Below are 17437 nucleotides of genomic sequence, written 5' to 3'. Positions count from 1 at the left end.
GATTTGTTTTGCTTTTGGATTGTCATGATTGGCCTCCTGCCAGCGTCTGAAACGCGGCAAGAGCCTCGGCGTAGAATGCCTCACGTGCGGCTTGCAGGTCGTCATGGGTGGCAGCGGCCTTGACGGCGGCGCGACCCGAGGCACGAAGAGCAGCGGCCTGACCGATGTGGTCATGATATGCGGCGTCTTCCAACTCATTCTTGTTGATGATTTTCTCGGCCAGATCGTCAGGCGAGATACCCCCGCCCGCCGCCTCGGTTTCAATCAGCGCCGTCTGAGCATCTGTGGCCGTTCCGGCCATGTATGCTTTTGCGGCACTGGCCTTTATGGGCCATGTGTCCCGCTCTTCCTGCGAGGCGCTCTCAAGCAGCGCACGCAGATAGCTTGCGTGCGCTGCGTTCACTTCGGCCAAAGCATTTGCCTTGGCGTCTTCAAACGGGACGACCGGGGCAGCAGGCGGCGTGAATGTCTGGCCGTCATAAACATCATTGATACGAACGGCGGCGTCTGCTTCGACCCAACCTTCAGGGACGGGCGCGTCATCCTCAATCCTTATGAGATTTGAAACACAGCCATCGGTGATTTGCGCTGCCTTTTTCATCAGTAGTACTCCGTAACGATGATGATGCCGTCAGCGCCATCTCGCCCCTCAGATCTAGGAGCAGGAGGAGGGGGCACCCCGACAGGCTGAGTTGAGGCCGTAACCCGAGTGACGCCGCCAGCGCCGCCGGTGCCGGGTACTGTGGCAGCTTGCTGAATGTCCTCGTCATTTAACGAGTCAGACGGCCCGAAAATGGACCCACCCGGCATTTTTGGACGCTCTCGGCCTTCGCTGTCTTCGAACCAGTTCTGAATGCCCGGAGAGCCGCGAAAATTGAGGTTGCCCCCCGATGCATGTGCTGTCGGGCCGGGAAGGGTCCCACCGCCGCCATTCGCGCCAATGTGCCCAAAGGAGGTATTGCCGCCTTGGCCTCCCCATGCGCCGTTGATCCCGCCAGAACCGCCCGAACCACCTGCACCAACTGCGTAGGCGTACTCCTGTCCCGGGTCTGGCGTCAGCCATGCTTCAAAACCCGCGCCGCCGCCGCCCGGATGTCCATAGCGCCAATCACCTGATAGGGTGGCGAAGGGTTGTTCACCTCCCTGACCGCCAGCCACTCCTTTCACATGTATGGCCTTGCAGCCTACCGGTGTGGTGTACACGCCCGCGCCATGTGTGAATATTCTGACCGTTGGGGGTCTCACTCCCTTGATCGCTTCGTCCACGCGCAGGGGGGACATTGCCTTGTCTGCACGCTCGCCCGCCAGCGCTTGGGCTTTGGTGGCGAAGTCCAAGGCGAATGTGCGATCTTCGGTCAGATCGCCGCCGCCCTTCAGGCCAGTGCCTGCCGTCAGGGTGCGGTCTGCCGATGCGTAAGCGGTGCTGACATCGACACGGATGATCAGGTTTTCCAAATCTGAAAACACCACGTTGATCCGCAGATGCGCCGAGACTGTGTTAAGCGGCTTGTTTACCGGCGGGTCATACATTGCCACGGCAATCATGTCGCCATCCGCATCGAAGAGACCGGCCTCGCGGATCACAAACGGACCTTCATTCTCGGCCAGCAGCACTTCGAAAAAGGCAGTGTTGAGCGCACCTTCCGTGACACCCTGTGCCGAGACCGGCTTGCGCCCCTGTTCATTCTCCAGTGCGATCTCGCCGCCAGCCGGAATGCGCTCGCCATCGCCCCACGCAATCTCGGCAATGTTGAGTGCCGAGGCATTGGCAAGAGCCGCCGCTTCTTTGTTGCGACCGACACTTGTGAGCATTGCGTAAGACGCCATCTTAACCTCCTTCAGCTCCCAGCGCGTCAAACGCCGCCTGTGCCTCGGCCTCGAACGCGTCCAGTGCGGCTTGCAGCGCATCGTGGGTGGTAGCGGCCTCGACGGCGGCGCGGCCCGAAGCACGGAGATCGTCGGCCTGACCGATATGGCCAAGGTATGCGTCTGCCTTGGTGATGATGGTCCCGGCCAGCCCGTCAGGCGTGACGCCGTCGCGCGCCGCCGCCGCGTCCATAAACGCGATCTGGGCAGCGGTGGCGGTGCCCGCTAGGTAGGCTGTTGCAGCCGCGCTCTTCGCAGGCCATGTGTCCCGCTCTTCGGGCGTGGCGTTGTCAGTCGCTTGGCGCAAGTAACTGGCGTGCGTGTCGTACACTGTCGCTATGGCCGAGGCTTTGGCCTCTTCAAACGGGATCACCGGAACTGCAGGGGCAGCAGGGGCCGTGAATGCTTGGCCGTCAAAGAGATCGCCGATACAAACGGCATCGGTGCATTCGACCCAGCCGTAAGGCACAGGCGCATCGGCTTTGATCCGCGCGATATTGGTCACACGGCCATCGGTGATTTCAGCGACAGTCTTCATCAGTAGTACTCCGTCACGACGATAATCCCGTCAGCGCCAGACCTTGGGAACATGGGCGCCCCCGTAACGCCGCCAACACCTCCTGTTCCGGGAACTGTGGCGTCTTGCCCGCTGCCCCATGCAACTATCGAATCTGACGGTCCGAAGATGGACCCCCCGGCATCCTGAAAGAATTCACGGTTGTCGTCGGAACTGTAGCTGTCACGTCTTCCCGGTGATCCGCGAAAAGTGAGCACTTTCGTTAACGGATCGTTGCCATGCCATGCCGTCGCTGTCGTTGACGGATGGACGTTGGTACCGCCATTGGCAGTGATGCTCCCAAAACGGGTGGTGCCGCCGGAGCCGCCGGAGCTGCCCTGCCCATCGCTGTAACTGCCAGGCGAACCGCCTGCACCAACTGTGTAGGTGAACTCCTGCAATGGCTCCGGTGTGAGCCACGCTTCAAACCCGGCACCACCGGCACCGGGCATGCCAAAGCGGATTGGGATGCCTGTGTGGCTTCTCGGGAATTCACCTCCCGCCCCCCCGCCAACGCCTTTGACGTGCAGCGCTTTGCAGCCTTCCGGCGTGACGTAGGTGGCGTTTGCGCCCTCGGTGAGAAGTGTGACTGTCGGGGCTTTCAGCGCTCCAATCGCTTGAGCCAACTGCTCCGGTGTGACGAACGCAGTGGAGGCGTCAATCTGAATAATCAGGTTTTGTAGGTCGGTGAAAACCACTTTGATGCGCAGATGGGCCGAGACTGTGTTGAGCGGTTTGTTCACCGGCGGATCATAATGAGCGATGGCGATCATATCGCCATCCACATCGAAGATACCGGCTTCGCGGATCACAAACGGTCCTTCGTCCTCGGTCAACAGCACATCGAAAAAGGCCGTGTTGAGTGCGTCTGCAACAGTGCCCTGGCCTTGGACAGCTTTACGTCCTTGTTCATTCTCCAGGGCAGTTTCGCCGCCTGCCGGAATACGGGTGCCATCGCCCCACGCAATTTCGGAGATTTCGAGTGCCGTGGCATTTGCCAGCGCCGCCGCTTCCTTGTTACGGCCCACATTCGTAAGCATTGCAAACGATGCCATGTCAGCCTCCGACTTCCACGCGCAGGTGGGTGTGCGCCACCGCTGCATATCCAGATTGCGCCGTCAGAACCGGTGCGGGCGGTATGTCTGCCACCGCTTCTGCCCTTATGGCTGTGTGTTGAAACGCCCCGGCATAGGCGGGGGTATCGATGCAGACATTGAGCGCCACGTCGAAATGCGCCCGCACCGGCTTCACGTTGTCGATTACTTCGACGATCTCGGCCAAGAGGTCCGGGCTGATCTCGATGCCTAAGGAGTGCGAGCCGAGAACATCGACTGCGATGCGGAAGGTGTACGGTGTTCCGCCATATTCGAACCATTCGGAGATATCGATGGCATAGCCCAGCGTCTCCAGTGCCCGCCGCACAGCGCCGATCGTACCCTTCAGGCGGTGCAGTTCGATGCTGCGCTTGATGACCGCGCGCTTGGTAGCCTCCGGCCAGCTTGCCTCCCAGGTCTCGACCGAGAAGGCCCAAGCGAGCCACCCAAGCAATTCGGAAGGGCATGTGTCGGGGTTCATCAACGTGGCCACCGACGTCAGATCGGGGGTGCCCTTGCGGATCGCCTGCTCAATCGCCTGGTCATGCCGCGTCGCGTTGGGTTTGAGGACCGAAGAAAGATCAGACATCACGACCTCCCACGGTCAGGGTGATGCCGGTGCAATACGCCGCCTGATAATCATCCACCTCGATATGGGCGGCGGGCTGGATCAGATCGACATTCTGCACTCCGGCTTGGTGTAATGCCGCATGTAGGCCAGAAATCGTGATGTCGTGGCCAAGCCGGTGATGCTCGTCCACGTAGGCTTCAATGGCCTCTCGGGCGGCTGCAAGCACAAGGCCTTCGTCTGGCCCGTTGTAAAGGGTCAGCATGGCTTCGACCTGATAAGGAATGATTGTGGGGGGTTTGACGCGCGGATGATCGGTCAGAGGACGAATATCTTCTTCGTTTAACCCGGTGCTAACGGCACTCAAATCCTGCTGTGACGGAGTGCCGTCACCATCGCGGGAAAGAACCGTAACTGCCACATCGCCCGGCATAGGATCGTCAAGCCCAGCGTCATCGACGACCCGAAGCACTAAAACATCTGCGGGCAGTTGAGCAGCAATAGAGGGATCAAGCTCCAGCTTATCAAAGCGCGGTGCGTCAACAGACACGTCCTTAATTGCACCCGACGCAGACAGCGCCCAGAAGATGTAAGCGCCTCGCGGTCCCGCTGTTGGGAAGCCTTCCGGCGCGAGATGCGCACGGATGCGCAACCGGTCGTCATCCTCAAGCACCTCGGGTATTGGCGGCACCGCATTCGGGTTAGCCTCTTGGATCACTTGCCGGGTAACGCCAAAAAGAGCAGCGAGCTGATCGAGGTTGCTTCCGGTGGAAAGCGCCAACATGCAGGCCCTTGCCCCGTCATTGAACTCCAGTCGATCGAGCATCCGGTAATAGGCGCAGACCCGCAGGAGCTGCGCGGTCGGTTCACTCTCGAGCGACAGATAGGCTTCGAGATCAGGCATAAAGCTGATTGCCTCGGCCTTCATTTCAGCCAGCAGCACCTCATATTCGACCGTCTTGATAACCTCTGGCGCGGGCAGTTTGCTCAGATCGATCGAAGTGAAACCACTCATGCTGCCACCTCTGCATTGAGATCGACAGGCATCGGGATCACGTTTCCTTCCGCGTCATACAGTTCGAACTCGGCGTAGCCCGCACGGGTGGCAACCAATTCGATACGGGCCAGATCGATGCGAGGCTCCCAAAGGTCAAGCGCCTCGGCTGTCGCGAGGTAAGCGTCGATCATGGTCTCGCCATTGAGCGGCTGGTCGATCACGTCAGGCAAATCGGAGCCGTAGTCTCGCAGCATCACCAGCGAGCCTTTGGGCGTCGTCAGAATGTCGAGGATCGACTGCGCCAGATGCGCTAGACCTTCGATCTTCCGACCCGTATGCCTGTTCATACCGATCATTTCTTGGTGCGGCTCCGTTTGTTAGTTTCAGCTTTTGCCTTGTCTGCCGAGATCTCGGTGACAACGGTTTCGTCAGCGCCTCCAGCCAGATCGATGCCGATCAACACAAGAGTGACGTTTTCGTACTTGGCTTCGACAGCGGTCAGAGACACGGTGCTGCCCTTGGCGCGCCACTTGCCTGCAACCCAGCCATCGGCTTTGACGGTGTAATCTTTCTTTTCATTCATCAGATCGGTTTCCCTGTGTTGGAAGGTCCACGCTCGACGCCACTGTGGGTGTGGTTGGCAAGGCTGACGCCCTTGGCAGAGACGTCGCCGTTAGCCAGCACAGCACCGCCAACATGAACAGCGCCCCCAACGTGAACGTCCCCGCCGACCTGAACATCACCGCCAACATGAACGTCGCCCTCAACGTTCACATCGACGGTCACGTTGAGCGTTCCCTTGATGATCATCTCACCACCGGCCAAGTTGATTTGCGGGACGGCGGCGTCGGAGCTTGGTGCGTTTCCCGCATAGATCGAGGCTGCGATACAGCCCTGAGCGATTTCACCGCTCTCGGATATGACGATCACCTGCTCCCCAACTGTGGGCATCCACCAAAACTGCATCCCACCGGCGCGCAGTTGAGAAACGGGTAAAGGCGGTGATGAAAAACTGCCAAAATCAACGATGGCGGTGGCGGTACCAGGATCGACAGAAGCGATCCGGCCTACGCGGACGATGTTCTCGATACGGCGATCCGCTTCGGCGAGCGCTTCAGACATCAGCCTTGCCCCCCGATTTGGGTGTAGTCTTCTTCGACCTCAGGCTCGTCTCCAGACACCTGCGCCACATACAGCTCTACTCCGAGCGGTCGCGCTTCAGGCTGAAAGAAGCTGATCGGTTGATCCCATGTCACGGCCCAAAGCGAGACTGCATGATCCTTGGCCTTGGAGGAGACAAGCGTATGCATTCGGACGTTGCGGGCTTCGCCCATCGCCGGGTTGTCCCAGTTTTGACCAGGAACGAATGACAGGATCTTTTGACAGATGTTCGCTGCACGCACGTCGCGCGGCGCTCCCAGCCCATCCCTGACCACGACATAGACCGCCATTTGCAACATGAAGGTGTTGGCGTGTCCGGCATAAGTGGTGTCTTGCTTTGCACCCAGAACCGAGACCAGGACCGAGGGCGACGGCAAACCTTTGCGCTTCAACTCCTCAAGCGAGAATTTGCCCGCGTGCGGTTTGCATTCGGCCAGATCAGGCATGAAGGACTTAACCATTGTGCTGACGGTCTTGGGCAGGTCGGAAAGCAGTGTGTCGCTCATTGCAGACGCTCCTCCAGTTTGCCGGTGACCAGATCAGCCAGATCGATCTCGTCTTCATCGGAGATCCCGAGATAAGGACGCGCTGGGATCCCGCTGCCGATCTCATCGCCGCCAAAATGATGATGCGCGGCGTAAATCAGGTTCGATCCCACATGGACTTCGCCGCCGCTTGAGTAACTGGCGATGCTGTCGCGTAGATCACCCTCTTCAACGAGCAGCGAATGGCGATCTTCGCGGGTGTCGTCATAGGCTTCGGACCAAGGCACCCAGGCCGCACCATCCGGGGCGGTCTTAGTGTCGAAGCGATTGCGGGTGGAGCTTTCCAGAATTGCACCGGCCGCGTCGGTCAACTCGGCCATTTGGAAACCTTCGAGACGGCTCAGCCGCTTGATTGCCGCGTCAAGTCCTTCGGTCGTCAGGGATGCAGTTACACCAGCCATGCTTACAGACCCCGCATTTTCTCGCGTGTGAACACACGCGGAGGCCCACCGGCCACGATCGGACGGGGTGAGGTGTGAGTGGCTTCCCCGGTGTTGGGATCCACAGGACCACGCAGGTTCAAGGACGCGGTGCCTTTGGCGATCTTTTCGAGGTGCTTGATCGTGTCTTCGTAGCGGCGGCGATGTTCTTCAGAGAGTACATCGCGGGACAACGCCAACCGATAGAGCGCGATATCCACACAGAACTGCTTCAACAGCTCTTGGGCTGCGACCGCATCAGCCAAATCTAGCGGTAGGGAGTGGCGCACGCCAATAAAGCTGTCGATTTCGCCAGAGGCTGAGGTCAAAGCGCGGGTCACAGCATCGGCATCAACCACACCATCACCATCCCGATCCGCAACATAGAGCGCGTCCTCGGAATAGAGCGTGATGATATCTTGCTGCGTGGCGTAGGCCATGATCTTCCTCTGTTTGAGTTACCCGGCCAGCGGTGCTGCCATTCCGCCGACCGGGCTGATCCGACGCGCGCCACCTGGGGGATGTCTGCTCGCCCGCGTGTCGGGTTTGAATTCGGGGGCAGTTTTCTGACATGCCCAGGTCGTGGCGTGTTGGGGGCTTCGCTTTGCGCTACACTCTTGGCGTCCCCTGCGCCGGTGCCCCGAGGGTGCTTTCAAACCGGCGGTCTATGGGTGCTGACGGACTTGCGGCCCGGACCAGTTGCCCCTCTCTCAGGTATTGGTCAGCTCGAAGCAGTTGGTGCTTTGAACCCGTTTTCTGTCATGGCGACCCAGACGCGGTCGCGTTCTGCGCCTGTGATCTTGCCCAGCTCGTCGCTCAAAAGGGCGTTCAAGCTGTCGAGCTTGGGCTTACCGTCACGCTGGAAGTCCTCGGCTGAGAACGCGGAGACCGCTTCAGCGATCTTCTCAAGCCGCTCCTTGATCGCGGCGGCATCGTCGTCCGATGCCTCCTTGATGCGAAGTTTGACCTCGGCCTTCAGGCGCTCCCACTCCTCGTCGGTGAAGTCGGCTGCATCAACCAAGATGCCACTTTCGGTGAAATGCCGACCGCAGCGCCAGAAACCAGCGGCGACGGTGGCAGCAATTAGAAACTTACCAGTCATAGCTCAGCTCCTCACGCGACCCACGGCGTGTCGAGAACATCGACCGCCTCGTAATTGGCATTCGACGCACCGCCTGCGCCCAGCATGACCTTGACGGTCTTGTTTGCAGCGGAGCGCAGCTTGGGACCAACCACCATCAGGCTCGGCTTGATGCCCAGCGGGCGTCCGTTGCTATCGCGCAGCCCGCGCATCTTCTCGATCGCCGCGTCCAGGCTGTCGCCATCAAGCGCCGCATTCGACGCATAGGCCATCTGCCAGAGACCGAAGCCCACATTGCTGCGGGCATCGACGCCGTAGAGGAACTCCTTATTCATGAAGACATGATCGGAGTTCTGCGGATCGGTCTTCGCAACGAACTGGGGCTTCTTCCGTTCCTGATAGATCATCGGCTTCAACGGCCGGGTCACATCGAGCAGATACCACCAGGGGTTTCCAACCGCGCCGGAAGCATCGACGTTGGAGACGGTGATTGCATCGCCGTTTTCGTTAAACGAGGGATGGTCACCGTCAAAGAAGTACTGGCCATCATAGCAAGTCTCAACGCGACCCTGGGCCATCAGGCCAAAGGTCAAGTCGTCAGGCTGCTGCGCGGCACTAACCCCCATCTCCTGCATCAGTGGACCATAGACACCCAAGTTATCGTCCTCGATGTCGTTGCGCTCGACGCCAACGGTGGACTCAAAGTCCTTGTTCGTGATCGTGTAGCCCTTGGCTTCCATGTCCTTGATCACGCGGGCACCGACCCATTCCCGCATCTTCGGGAACTTGCCGAGCCAACCATAGGTTTCCGACTTGGAAGTCGAAGTGATCACCGTGGCGACGCTGGTGAAGTCAGCGTCAGGCCGGGTTGCGGTGAACGCGTCCTGGAAGTTCTTCTTGAAACCGACCTGAAGGGCGGTGAGGGATGCGGCTGTGACCATCATGGCGGTTTACTCCTTGTTCTCGTCAGCCTTGGCGGCGGCGAAGTCCTCTTCGGTCATCCCCAGGGCACGGCAGGTGGCCAGCTCTTCGTCGGTTAGAGCGGTTTTGTTTTGGGCTTCGACCTTCTTGCCATCGAGGTCGCTTTTGGCAGCGATCTCGGGGCTGGCCTCGACCATCTTCTGAAAGCGTTCGAGACCGCCTTCGTCGCGGCAGGCGGCTACATGATAGTCACGGCTGGCTGGAGCGATTTTGCCCGCCTCAATGGCAGCGTCGACGGCAGTGTTGATTGCTTCGTCTTCGCGTTCTACTTCGGCGTCCTCGAACTTCTTGATCCTGTTCAACGCGAGATCGTGGTCAGCACGAGGCACAAATTTTGAGGCGTCGGGATTTTCGGCGCGATTGCGCGCGGTGGCCTCGTCGGATTTCAGCTTGTTGATCGCCGTCAGGGCATCCGTTTCAGATGCGCCCTCAGACAGGCCAAGGGCCTCAAGGATCGCCTTGTTCATGGCAGGTTCCTCCTGATCGCCCTCAGTATTGAGAGCGGCGAGTTGCAAGTTGGGTTGATTGGTCAGACCGGCAGAGAGCATCTTGAGGATGTCGCCTGCAGCCTTTTTGAAAGTGAACACAGGGCTGATGTAGCGATAGCCTTTGGATGCAATGGCCTGTCGACCAACTTCGTTCCATTCGACACGGCCCCAGATCGCGCCGCTCCGAACTTCCAAATCCTTGATCCAGCCAATCGCAGGGGCCGCTTCGCCCTTGGGACCTTTCACTTGCGTGGCATGTTCGAAGTCCACAGGCAGATCCGCAGCGTTGCGTTTGAACGCAGCGACGACCTCTTCGGGGTTCGGCAAAACCCATTTGCGACCGTCACGCCCCTCAATGTCTGGGCCTGCCGGTGTGAGCTGAATCCAGTCTGGCACAGCATCACCAGACGCATTCAGCGCCAACGCTATTGTTTGCACGGAAGTGTTCACTGTCATGGGGCGACAATGCCCCGCTCCTACAAGCGATTGCGCCCCGACAGTTGTCGGGGGTAAGACTGCGTGTCAGTGATGGTTTTGGGTCAAGCGCTCAGAGGGCCGGAGAGGGCCATCATTGGTCAGACGCTACTGTGGGCCGGAATTTTTCTCAAGGTCGCTCCTGACCCGTTTAAACCCTGTTTAACGGCGAAGCTTGTATAGACCCTTGCCCACGTTTGAGGCTCCGCTCCATGACAGGGTCGGTTCGGTTGAAAATCCGGGGCAGATTGCTTATGCTTGGATTGCGTCTGAGCCAAGCGGGCAGCCGGTCTCGAGCCGCGAAGGAGACACCGTCCTTCCAGACGCTTTATTCCCTCACCAGATCGACGCCATCGCGCTCAAGAAGTCTGCGCCATTTGGCCAGCGTTGTTCGATGGAAGGTGCTGAGGAAAATCTCATCACCCACCACCGTGCGTTTCAGCACCAGACGCCAACGCCGATCGGCACCACCTTCGATAATCAGACTTTCCGTGCCGGTGGAGGAGACCTCCCGAGCCACTGAGCCAGTCTCTAGCAGATCCGCCACGCGGACAAACTCTTCTGCTGTCGCCTCGCCATGTTTGCGCCGGGTCTTTTCGGCGGTGTAGTCGGAGAATTGGACGACGCGGGTGCGCGCGCTGATCGCTGAGGCTAGCTCATCGGGCAACACTGCCACAGGGACAGCGCCCTTAGCACTGCCTTCATGAATGCGCCGCAGCCGCCAGCTTGCGGCCATGTCCCGCGCGGCAGCACCCGCAACTGCCGGATCGGCCGCATCCAACTTGCCCGTTAGGAAGCGCTCCATCTGGCGCTGACGGTAAAGGCCGGGGTTCATCTCCCAGCCGGGATCGATGCCGGAAGGGATGCGCTTGATTTCGCCAGTGCGCCGGTTGAAGACTTCTCGCATCGGGATCTCCGGGCTGTCCGAGATCCCGCGTCGCTCGGCCTCGCGCCTGGTGATCTGGCGCACATGGCATTTGCAACCCCAGCCATTGGGCGGATACCAACTCTGCCAGAACGGGTCATCTACGGGCAACACCAGACCTTCCTTGGCCTCATGGTGCGGACGATGGTTTTCGCTGGGGCCAAGCAGGTAGATCAGATAGGGCAAGGCGTCCTTCGTGCGCTGGATGCGATCCCACTGACCTGCAGCACGGGCCGACCGGATGTTCGCCCGATAGATTGTCTTGAGACGGCGCGGACTGCCAAGCCGTACCTTGCGCACATCGCCAGTGACCGGATCAACCTGTTCTTTAACGCCCCACCAGCCGAGTTTGCGCAAGCGTGGCTTCAAATCTTTGGCAAACTGCTCATAGGGAATGCCTTCGTCGATAGCCTCTTGCAATGCGCCCTGGATCGCCTCCAGCACATCGACCTGCATGGCCTTGGCAACCGAGAAAGCCACGGCATGCTCTTCAGGTTCGACATCCTGCCAATCAAAACTCGGCCGTAGCCCTTTGTTGCGAAAAAAGGACGCCACCTCGGGCGGCGCACCAGGGTTGAATGCGTAGCCCGGCTTATCCGAGAACTCAGTCATCCTCGGCCTCGCCAGACGCACGGGATTTAACAGAGGCTTTAACGAGGGATTCAATCATGGCTTTATCGCCGAGCTGTGGGAAAGCATCCGAGATGATCCTGCGGGCCTCGTCATAGCTGGATGCCCCTTCCAGAAGCGCGAGCGCAGGCTCCAGCACATCGCCCATGACCTCCTCCCAATCGGCAAAGAGATCATCCTCCACCTCGTCGAGATCCGCATATGGGTCATCCGGCTCTGCCCGGTTACGCGCCTCGGCTGTTTTGGCCGCTGGCTTCACACCGCCGATCACCTCGTCGTCATCGTCCGGTTCGGAAAAGCCCAGTTTGGATCGCAGCTCCGATTGTTTGACGCGCAGGCCCTGGCTGATCATGCGGAAGGCGTTCTTCATGATCATGTCAGTGTCTTCGACTTCCTCGACGAGGATCGACAGACGGGGGTAACGCTCCTGGATCCCGTAGTTGAGATCGACATAGGGCTTTATCAAGTCGCGGTTCAGCGTGCCGGAAACCGAGCGCGCATCTGACTGAGCTACGTCATGGCGCACCTCGTTATGCACCTGCGCCTGCGCCATTGAGGAGCCATTGTCCGAGGTCATGGTTTGACCCAACACCGCCTTCGATGTCTGCTCATCTACCCAGCGTGCCAGTTTCTCGAAGATGTCATTGCCTGGGCCACCGGCGATCTGCTCGAAGTCGATCCGCATACTGTCAGGCAAAACGGCGGCAGCATCGGTGCCGATGTTGGCAACAGCAGTGAAGAGCGTTTCGACATCCTCGGCAGTGGCGCTGGCCCCATATCGGCCAAGGCGCAGCGGCAGGCCATAGGTTTCAATGAAAGCGATCCAGTCTTTCAGGGTGTAGCTCTTACACATCCAACCGAAAGCAATGAGGCGCGCCAAACCACCTCGGCCGACCAACCCGGACTTGAGTTTGGCCTTGTGGCTGATCCATTTGAACGGCTCGAGCGCCAGCCCGTTAACCATGTCACTCTCATCGATCAGGCGCACTTCCCGGCCGGTATCTCGATCAAACATGAAGAAGCGGGGATCCCGGTGAATGAATTCCTCGATCCACCAAGTGCGTTTGCCACGGCCCCAAATCAGCTCGACCTGCGAAAAACCTTTGCCGAGCGCATCAAGCATATCCTCAACCAGATCGGTGAAGCTGTCATGTTGGGCCAGATTGGTCCGAACATCATCAGCGATCTTCACGTCTCGCGGATCATCAGAGGAAGGCTCGACGATCGGGGCGACACCGGAGACGGCGCGCTTGCGCACACCCAGCACGGAGGCATAGTGCGCATCGCGCTCCTCCATCTCCTCGGCCAGTACCAAATAATCATAGAGGCTGCCCTCTGCGGCGGCTGCCAGTATGGATGACAGACGAGATGGTGTAAGGCCGGATGCAACAGAGTGCGCCCATGCCGTGCGAATGGATGTGATGCCTGGTTCAGCAATACGCTCGGTCAGAAGCTTCTTGCGCACCGGGCGCTCATATTGGTCCACAAGTTGATAAGCCATCACCACACTCCTTTCTGTGTCCGGAACCCGGCCGTCAGCTTAATCGGGCGGCGCACATCTTTTCCCCCACCTGGTGGGACAGGGCGATAAACATAGGGTTGATACTCTGTCTGGGACGCCTCAACGGCTAAGGCTGCGGCCCAAAAACGGTCGGCGTGACCATCCGTATCCCCGTCCGCGACAAGCCGCCGAACACCTGTCGCGCCGACAGTTGATTTTATTGCATGCAAATCGGCACGCAGAAGAGGCTGGCCTTCAGGGATAAGAAGCCCTCTTTCTTCCATTGTCTCTTTCAGACCGGTTGCAAGATCAAGCTTGGATGCGACGCCAAACAAGATGCCTTCCACCCGATCCTCGCCATGGGTGGCCTTCGCATCTTCGACCGGCTTTTCGCCCATGCCGGTTTGGTCCATGCAGCACCGCACAACACGATACCGCCGGAAAACACCGGCAAGTAACTCATCCTGCTTTGAGAACTTGATCTTCTTCTCTTCGATAATCTCGCGGGTGATGAGCTGTCCTTCGACCACCTCACAAACCCAGATCACAAACAGGTCGTTGCGCGCGGCAATATCAACGCCAACAAAGCATGGACCGCCTCGGTAAACAGAAGGATGACCCGCGCGAACATCTTCACAAGACGAGATCAGATCGTAAGTCAGCCACGCAGAAGCAGCATCCATCCACTTGAGTTCGAATTCCTGACCCCAGGCGTCTTCGTCGTTCAGCGCCCTTCGCAGCTCATCTGGATCAACATCGAGGCCCTGTTTAACGGCTTCGTAAATGTCGACGTGATGTTTGGACCAACCATTTTCTGTGGTGGTCATCAATTCGTAGAATTTGTTCCCTTTACCGTTTGGTGTCGAAATAGCTCTGATCTTATGGTTCCCGCGTGCGGCAACGGGGAAAGCCGAGGCCCAGATCCTGCGGCTGTCTCGGTGAAAGGCAAACTCATCAAGAATGAGGTTGCCGCCATAACCACGGGCAGCATCCGGCGACGCAGATATGGCAGATATTCTGGAACCGCCGGGAAAGCGCACTTCCTGGACTTTGTATGTTGCTTCCTCGACATGGACTTCATACACGCGATCGCCCTGATTGAGGGTCTTGGTGTGGGCGGGGACGATAAAGTCTTCTTCGCTGAACTCGGGTTCCCCATGCTTGGCCAGCGTCGAGTAGACCGAATAATATGCTTTGGTCATCGGCTTTACGGCATCTTCGATCGCCTCTTTGGCCGTGCCCTCCGATCGGCTGAGAATTGTCCAGCGTTCTTTGCGCCCCTCAATCTCGGCCTGAGTACAGTCGTCAACAGCTTCGCCGCAGGTCGCGAACGTCTTGCCCCCACGGCGCGTCATCATACCAACCTTGAAGCGGGACTTATCCTTTATCCACGCCTTCTGATAAGGAAGAAAGTCAATGACCGGCTCCACACTCATGCGCCTGCCTCGCGAGCTTCGGCCCAGGCACTCATGTAGCGTGCGGCAAGGCTGTCTTGTGCCTGATCGTTGCCGAGCAGGTCAGGTGCAAAATCGGCGGGGCCGAGCCGCCAGAGGTGACGACAGTGCAGTGAATTTACCACATCACCCTCGGCCGGGTAGACTTCGATCGCGCGGGCATCACAGCCCCACACCTCATTCTTGATCGCCTGAAGCTGATCCCAGGTGACCTTGCCATCATGGATGACCCACAGGTGTCCGATCTCATTGTCGACGTGTACCTCATAACCGTGGCGCTCCCCCCACCAGTTCTCGTCGTCATAGGACATCAACCAAACCCCATGATCTCGCGAGCCTTCTCAGCGGCGGCGCGATCAATCTGCCCGGAGGCCACCGCTTGGTCTAAGCGTTCGGATTGCGCGGCACGTTCGGCTTTCAAGATGCCGTCACGCAGGCTGGTTGACCGGATCAGGTTGTTAAGCGCGGTGGTCAGGTCTTTCATACCACGCGGGTCGGGAAGTTGATCGGGATCCGCCATCATCATCTGCAAGCGCCACTGGATCGTGGTGAGCTGCTGAAACAGCGCCGAGGTCACATCGACCTCTTCCTTCAGGCTGGCTTCTTCAAGGAAGGCACGGATTTCATCCTGGGCTTGCTCTTGCATTGCCGCGTATTGCTGGAATTCCTGACCATATGCGTGAACAGCCGTTTTGCCGATCCGTAATTCCAGACCTTCATCAGCAAGACGGAAATTCAACGCTTCCGTCAGCTCGTCATAACCTGAGAAACCTCGGTCCTTCAGCTCATCCTGAAGCCATTGCCGAAACTCCCTCGGCAACAAATCAATCTTGCGGCGAGGAGGCATATCACACTCCCGGTCGAGGACGCTGCACTCCGTCATGGCGGGCTTTGCCCTGGGCGATCTCGACACCGCGCGTCGTGGCGGTCACAACGATAAAGTCGCCATGATCTTCGAACGTCACCATGCCTTGCTCTTTCAGCCAGGCCACTTCACCGGCCACTTGGTCACGCGTGGAAGTGACGCCGAAAGTATTGCAAACCTCGACCATGATTGAGGCGTTCGAGGTGTATTCAGGGCTGTCCAAGAGGAATTTTAGGATTGTCAGGCGACGGTGTTTGGAAAGGGTGCCTACATAGTCGTTCATTTACCTTTACCTCCCTCGAGTAGGTGATCTTCATGGCGGCTCACAATGGCCTCGAGGCGTGCCATGATCTTGGCATTGCCCTCCATCACCGCGCGCATTTCGTTGAGAGAGCCGGTCTGCTTGACCAGCTCGAGTTGAAGGGAATGCATGTCGTCCTTGCCAGGCATGGTCTGGACGGTCTGCTCAATCGTCGCGATCCGGTTCTCGTGGCGGTCCATCCGATTGGAGCCTTCTCGGAAACGCTCATCCACATCCTTTCGCCGGTTGACGAAAAAGGCATAGACCATGGCGGCAATAGATAGTCCGAAACTTGCCAGCTTCAGACCGGTGTCGATGTCTAGTGTCACGCAGATGCCTCCCGCCAAGCCTGGACGGCCGGGTTGTCGCTGGGTTCGATCGACGCAACGGTCAGCTCAGTATCTGTCCCTGTGTCGGCCACACCGGGGCTATCATGCCGCAACGCGCGAAGACGGCTGATGTTCTCCATGACCTGCGGAACCATCGCTGTCGCCTGAGCCACTGTTTGCTGGAACTCGTGCGCCTTGATTTGGAAACGGCCACCGAAATAGAAGGCGACGATCGTGCCTGCGAGCCACCAGAGTGGTTCCGGCACCAGTGCCAACCCCTGCATCCGCTCCGCAAACCAGATCGGATCGAACATCGCTGATGCGAACAGCGCGAATGTCGCCACGACCATCAGCGGGCGCGGCAATCGGTTGAGACCATCTATGAAGCGGTCAAAGCACCCCTTGCGCTCAATCTGAAACTCCGTGCCGAATTGCGCCAGCGCGGCCTGAGCATAATCCGATTGCCGCTGTGCGCTGGCCTCCGCGTTCACGCGGAACACCTCGGCCGTCTCGGCCACCACATTCCGACCGCCGCCGAAAAGCCCTGTCAAAATCCGTCCGATCATGCCCATGCCGAAACCCTCCGCTGAAACTCTGAATCGCTCATGTGAAATTGCGCGCTGATGAACTCTTCGGCGCGTCGAATCCAGCCGCCTTTACCGCCAGCGCGGGTACGGGCGTATTTGCGCGAAGCTGCGCGGTGGTCAGCGATCCGGAAATAGTAGTTGCGCCGGGCGATGCCATAAGCGTCGACCAAATGGACACCGGCTTTGGCAAATGCCCGTCTCGCGGCGGCTGCAGTCTGAGGTCCGAGCGCGCCATCGACGGTGACCGGCTCCTGGAATTCACTCAGTAGCCGTTGCAGGATTTTCACCGCATTGCTGCCTGCGTTCACATACATGTCGAAAACCGATGCTTGCAGCGGCTCGGGCAACAGGTTGATGCGCGGTTTCTCAAAATAATGGCGGATGAAAATATCAACGGCTTGGTCGCGTTTCAGCGCCCGCACATCACGTGCATCGACATCTCCATCGCGGTCCAGGTCCAAGCCCAATCGTCGCATGGTGTGAATGGTGACGCCGAAGTTTGTGGCTCCACCCGGATCATCAGGGTCATTCACATAGCCACCTTCGCGCGCAACAATCTCTTCCGCGATTTGTCTGACAGACTTCATCTCGTTTGCTCCGTTTGCTTGAGGAGGA

The 17437-nt window shown here is 58.8% G+C and carries 24 protein-coding genes; all 24 read right to left on the bottom strand.

Going from position 1 to position 17437, the window contains the following annotated elements; translation table 11 throughout:
• Positions 1-22 precede the first annotated feature (22 nt).
• A complete protein-coding gene (locus tag GTF44_RS11935; protein ID WP_171558854.1) occupies positions 23-601 on the bottom strand; it encodes an FAD-binding dehydrogenase in 579 nt (192 codons plus the stop codon).
• The gene (locus GTF44_RS11930; protein ID WP_171558857.1) at positions 601-1827 is read right to left on the bottom strand and encodes a phage tail protein; all 1227 of its coding nucleotides are present in this window, start codon (positions 1825-1827) and stop codon (positions 601-603) included. The genes GTF44_RS11935 and GTF44_RS11930 overlap by 1 nt, the downstream gene beginning before the upstream one ends.
• A gap of 1 nt (position 1828) precedes the next feature.
• Entirely contained in the window at positions 1829-2404 is a 576-nt protein-coding gene (locus GTF44_RS11925) for an FAD-binding dehydrogenase (protein WP_171558860.1), read from the bottom strand.
• Positions 2404-3477 carry a phage tail protein gene (locus GTF44_RS11920; protein WP_171558862.1) on the bottom strand — a complete coding sequence of 358 codons (1074 nt, stop codon included), beginning with the start codon at positions 3475-3477 and terminating at the stop codon, positions 2404-2406. Before GTF44_RS11920 ends, GTF44_RS11925 begins: the two co-directional genes overlap by 1 nt.
• A gap of 1 nt (position 3478) precedes the next feature.
• Positions 3479-4105: a phage tail protein I gene (locus GTF44_RS11915; protein ID WP_171558865.1), complete on the bottom strand. Its 627-nt coding sequence runs from the start codon at positions 4103-4105 to the stop codon at positions 3479-3481.
• Positions 4098-5099 carry a baseplate J/gp47 family protein gene (locus tag GTF44_RS11910; RefSeq protein ID WP_171558868.1) on the bottom strand — a complete coding sequence of 334 codons (1002 nt, stop codon included), beginning with the start codon at positions 5097-5099 and terminating at the stop codon, positions 4098-4100. The genes GTF44_RS11915 and GTF44_RS11910 overlap by 8 nt, the downstream gene beginning before the upstream one ends.
• A complete protein-coding gene (locus GTF44_RS11905; protein WP_216365348.1) occupies positions 5096-5428 on the bottom strand; it encodes a GPW/gp25 family protein in 333 nt (110 codons plus the stop codon). The genes GTF44_RS11910 and GTF44_RS11905 overlap by 4 nt, the downstream gene beginning before the upstream one ends.
• A 5-nt stretch (positions 5429-5433) precedes the next feature.
• Positions 5434-5664, bottom strand: a complete 231-nt coding sequence (locus GTF44_RS11900; protein ID WP_171558873.1) for a hypothetical protein — start codon at positions 5662-5664, stop codon at positions 5434-5436.
• Positions 5664-6203: a phage baseplate assembly protein V gene (locus tag GTF44_RS11895; protein WP_171558876.1), complete on the bottom strand. Its 540-nt coding sequence runs from the start codon at positions 6201-6203 to the stop codon at positions 5664-5666. The genes GTF44_RS11900 and GTF44_RS11895 overlap by 1 nt, the downstream gene beginning before the upstream one ends.
• Positions 6203-6748, bottom strand: coding sequence for a hypothetical protein (locus GTF44_RS11890; RefSeq protein WP_171558878.1), 546 nt, complete (start codon positions 6746-6748; stop codon positions 6203-6205). Before GTF44_RS11890 ends, GTF44_RS11895 begins: the two co-directional genes overlap by 1 nt.
• Complete coding sequence (locus tag GTF44_RS11885) at positions 6745-7188, bottom strand: phage virion morphogenesis protein (RefSeq protein ID WP_171558880.1); 444 nt, start codon at positions 7186-7188, stop codon at positions 6745-6747. The genes GTF44_RS11890 and GTF44_RS11885 overlap by 4 nt, the downstream gene beginning before the upstream one ends.
• A gap of 2 nt (positions 7189-7190) precedes the next feature.
• Complete coding sequence (locus GTF44_RS11880) at positions 7191-7646, bottom strand: gp436 family protein (RefSeq protein WP_171558883.1); 456 nt, start codon at positions 7644-7646, stop codon at positions 7191-7193.
• 281 nt (positions 7647-7927) lie between these two features.
• Positions 7928-8308 carry a hypothetical protein gene (locus tag GTF44_RS11875; protein WP_171558886.1) on the bottom strand — a complete coding sequence of 127 codons (381 nt, stop codon included), beginning with the start codon at positions 8306-8308 and terminating at the stop codon, positions 7928-7930.
• A gap of 11 nt (positions 8309-8319) precedes the next feature.
• The gene (locus GTF44_RS11870) at positions 8320-9231 is read right to left on the bottom strand and encodes a Mu-like prophage major head subunit gpT family protein (RefSeq protein ID WP_171558888.1); all 912 of its coding nucleotides are present in this window, start codon (positions 9229-9231) and stop codon (positions 8320-8322) included.
• A 6-nt stretch (positions 9232-9237) separates the two neighbouring features.
• Positions 9238-10212, bottom strand: coding sequence for a phage protease (locus tag GTF44_RS11865; RefSeq protein ID WP_171558891.1), 975 nt, complete (start codon positions 10210-10212; stop codon positions 9238-9240).
• A 346-nt stretch (positions 10213-10558) separates the two neighbouring features.
• Positions 10559-11767 carry a phage minor head protein gene (locus GTF44_RS11860; protein WP_171558894.1) on the bottom strand — a complete coding sequence of 403 codons (1209 nt, stop codon included), beginning with the start codon at positions 11765-11767 and terminating at the stop codon, positions 10559-10561.
• Entirely contained in the window at positions 11760-13286 is a 1527-nt protein-coding gene (locus tag GTF44_RS11855; RefSeq protein ID WP_171558897.1) for a DUF935 domain-containing protein, read from the bottom strand. The genes GTF44_RS11860 and GTF44_RS11855 overlap by 8 nt, the downstream gene beginning before the upstream one ends.
• A complete protein-coding gene (locus GTF44_RS11850; protein ID WP_171558899.1) occupies positions 13286-14722 on the bottom strand; it encodes a terminase family protein in 1437 nt (478 codons plus the stop codon). Before GTF44_RS11850 ends, GTF44_RS11855 begins: the two co-directional genes overlap by 1 nt.
• Positions 14719-15051, bottom strand: coding sequence for a hypothetical protein (locus GTF44_RS11845; RefSeq protein ID WP_216364960.1), 333 nt, complete (start codon positions 15049-15051; stop codon positions 14719-14721). The genes GTF44_RS11850 and GTF44_RS11845 overlap by 4 nt, the downstream gene beginning before the upstream one ends.
• Positions 15051-15587 carry a phage protein Gp27 family protein gene (locus GTF44_RS11840; protein ID WP_171558902.1) on the bottom strand — a complete coding sequence of 179 codons (537 nt, stop codon included), beginning with the start codon at positions 15585-15587 and terminating at the stop codon, positions 15051-15053. Before GTF44_RS11840 ends, GTF44_RS11845 begins: the two co-directional genes overlap by 1 nt.
• 1 nt (position 15588) lies before the next feature.
• Positions 15589-15888, bottom strand: a complete 300-nt coding sequence (locus GTF44_RS11835) for a hypothetical protein (protein WP_171558905.1) — start codon at positions 15886-15888, stop codon at positions 15589-15591.
• Positions 15885-16235, bottom strand: coding sequence for a DUF2730 family protein (locus tag GTF44_RS11830; RefSeq protein ID WP_367383368.1), 351 nt, complete (start codon positions 16233-16235; stop codon positions 15885-15887). The genes GTF44_RS11835 and GTF44_RS11830 overlap by 4 nt, the downstream gene beginning before the upstream one ends.
• Positions 16232-16807, bottom strand: coding sequence for a holin family protein (locus GTF44_RS11825; RefSeq protein ID WP_171558907.1), 576 nt, complete (start codon positions 16805-16807; stop codon positions 16232-16234). The genes GTF44_RS11830 and GTF44_RS11825 overlap by 4 nt, the downstream gene beginning before the upstream one ends.
• Positions 16798-17409: a holin-associated N-acetylmuramidase gene (locus tag GTF44_RS11820; protein ID WP_171558910.1), complete on the bottom strand. Its 612-nt coding sequence runs from the start codon at positions 17407-17409 to the stop codon at positions 16798-16800. The genes GTF44_RS11825 and GTF44_RS11820 overlap by 10 nt, the downstream gene beginning before the upstream one ends.
• Positions 17410-17437 lie beyond the last annotated feature (28 nt).

The organism is Roseobacter sp. HKCCD6576-2 (assembly GCF_013179285.1).
GTDB lineage: Bacteria > Pseudomonadota > Alphaproteobacteria > Rhodobacterales > Rhodobacteraceae > Rhodophyticola > Rhodophyticola oceani.
The sequence above is the reverse complement of the archived record's forward strand: the minus strand, read 5'-3'. Positions and strand labels throughout refer to the sequence as shown.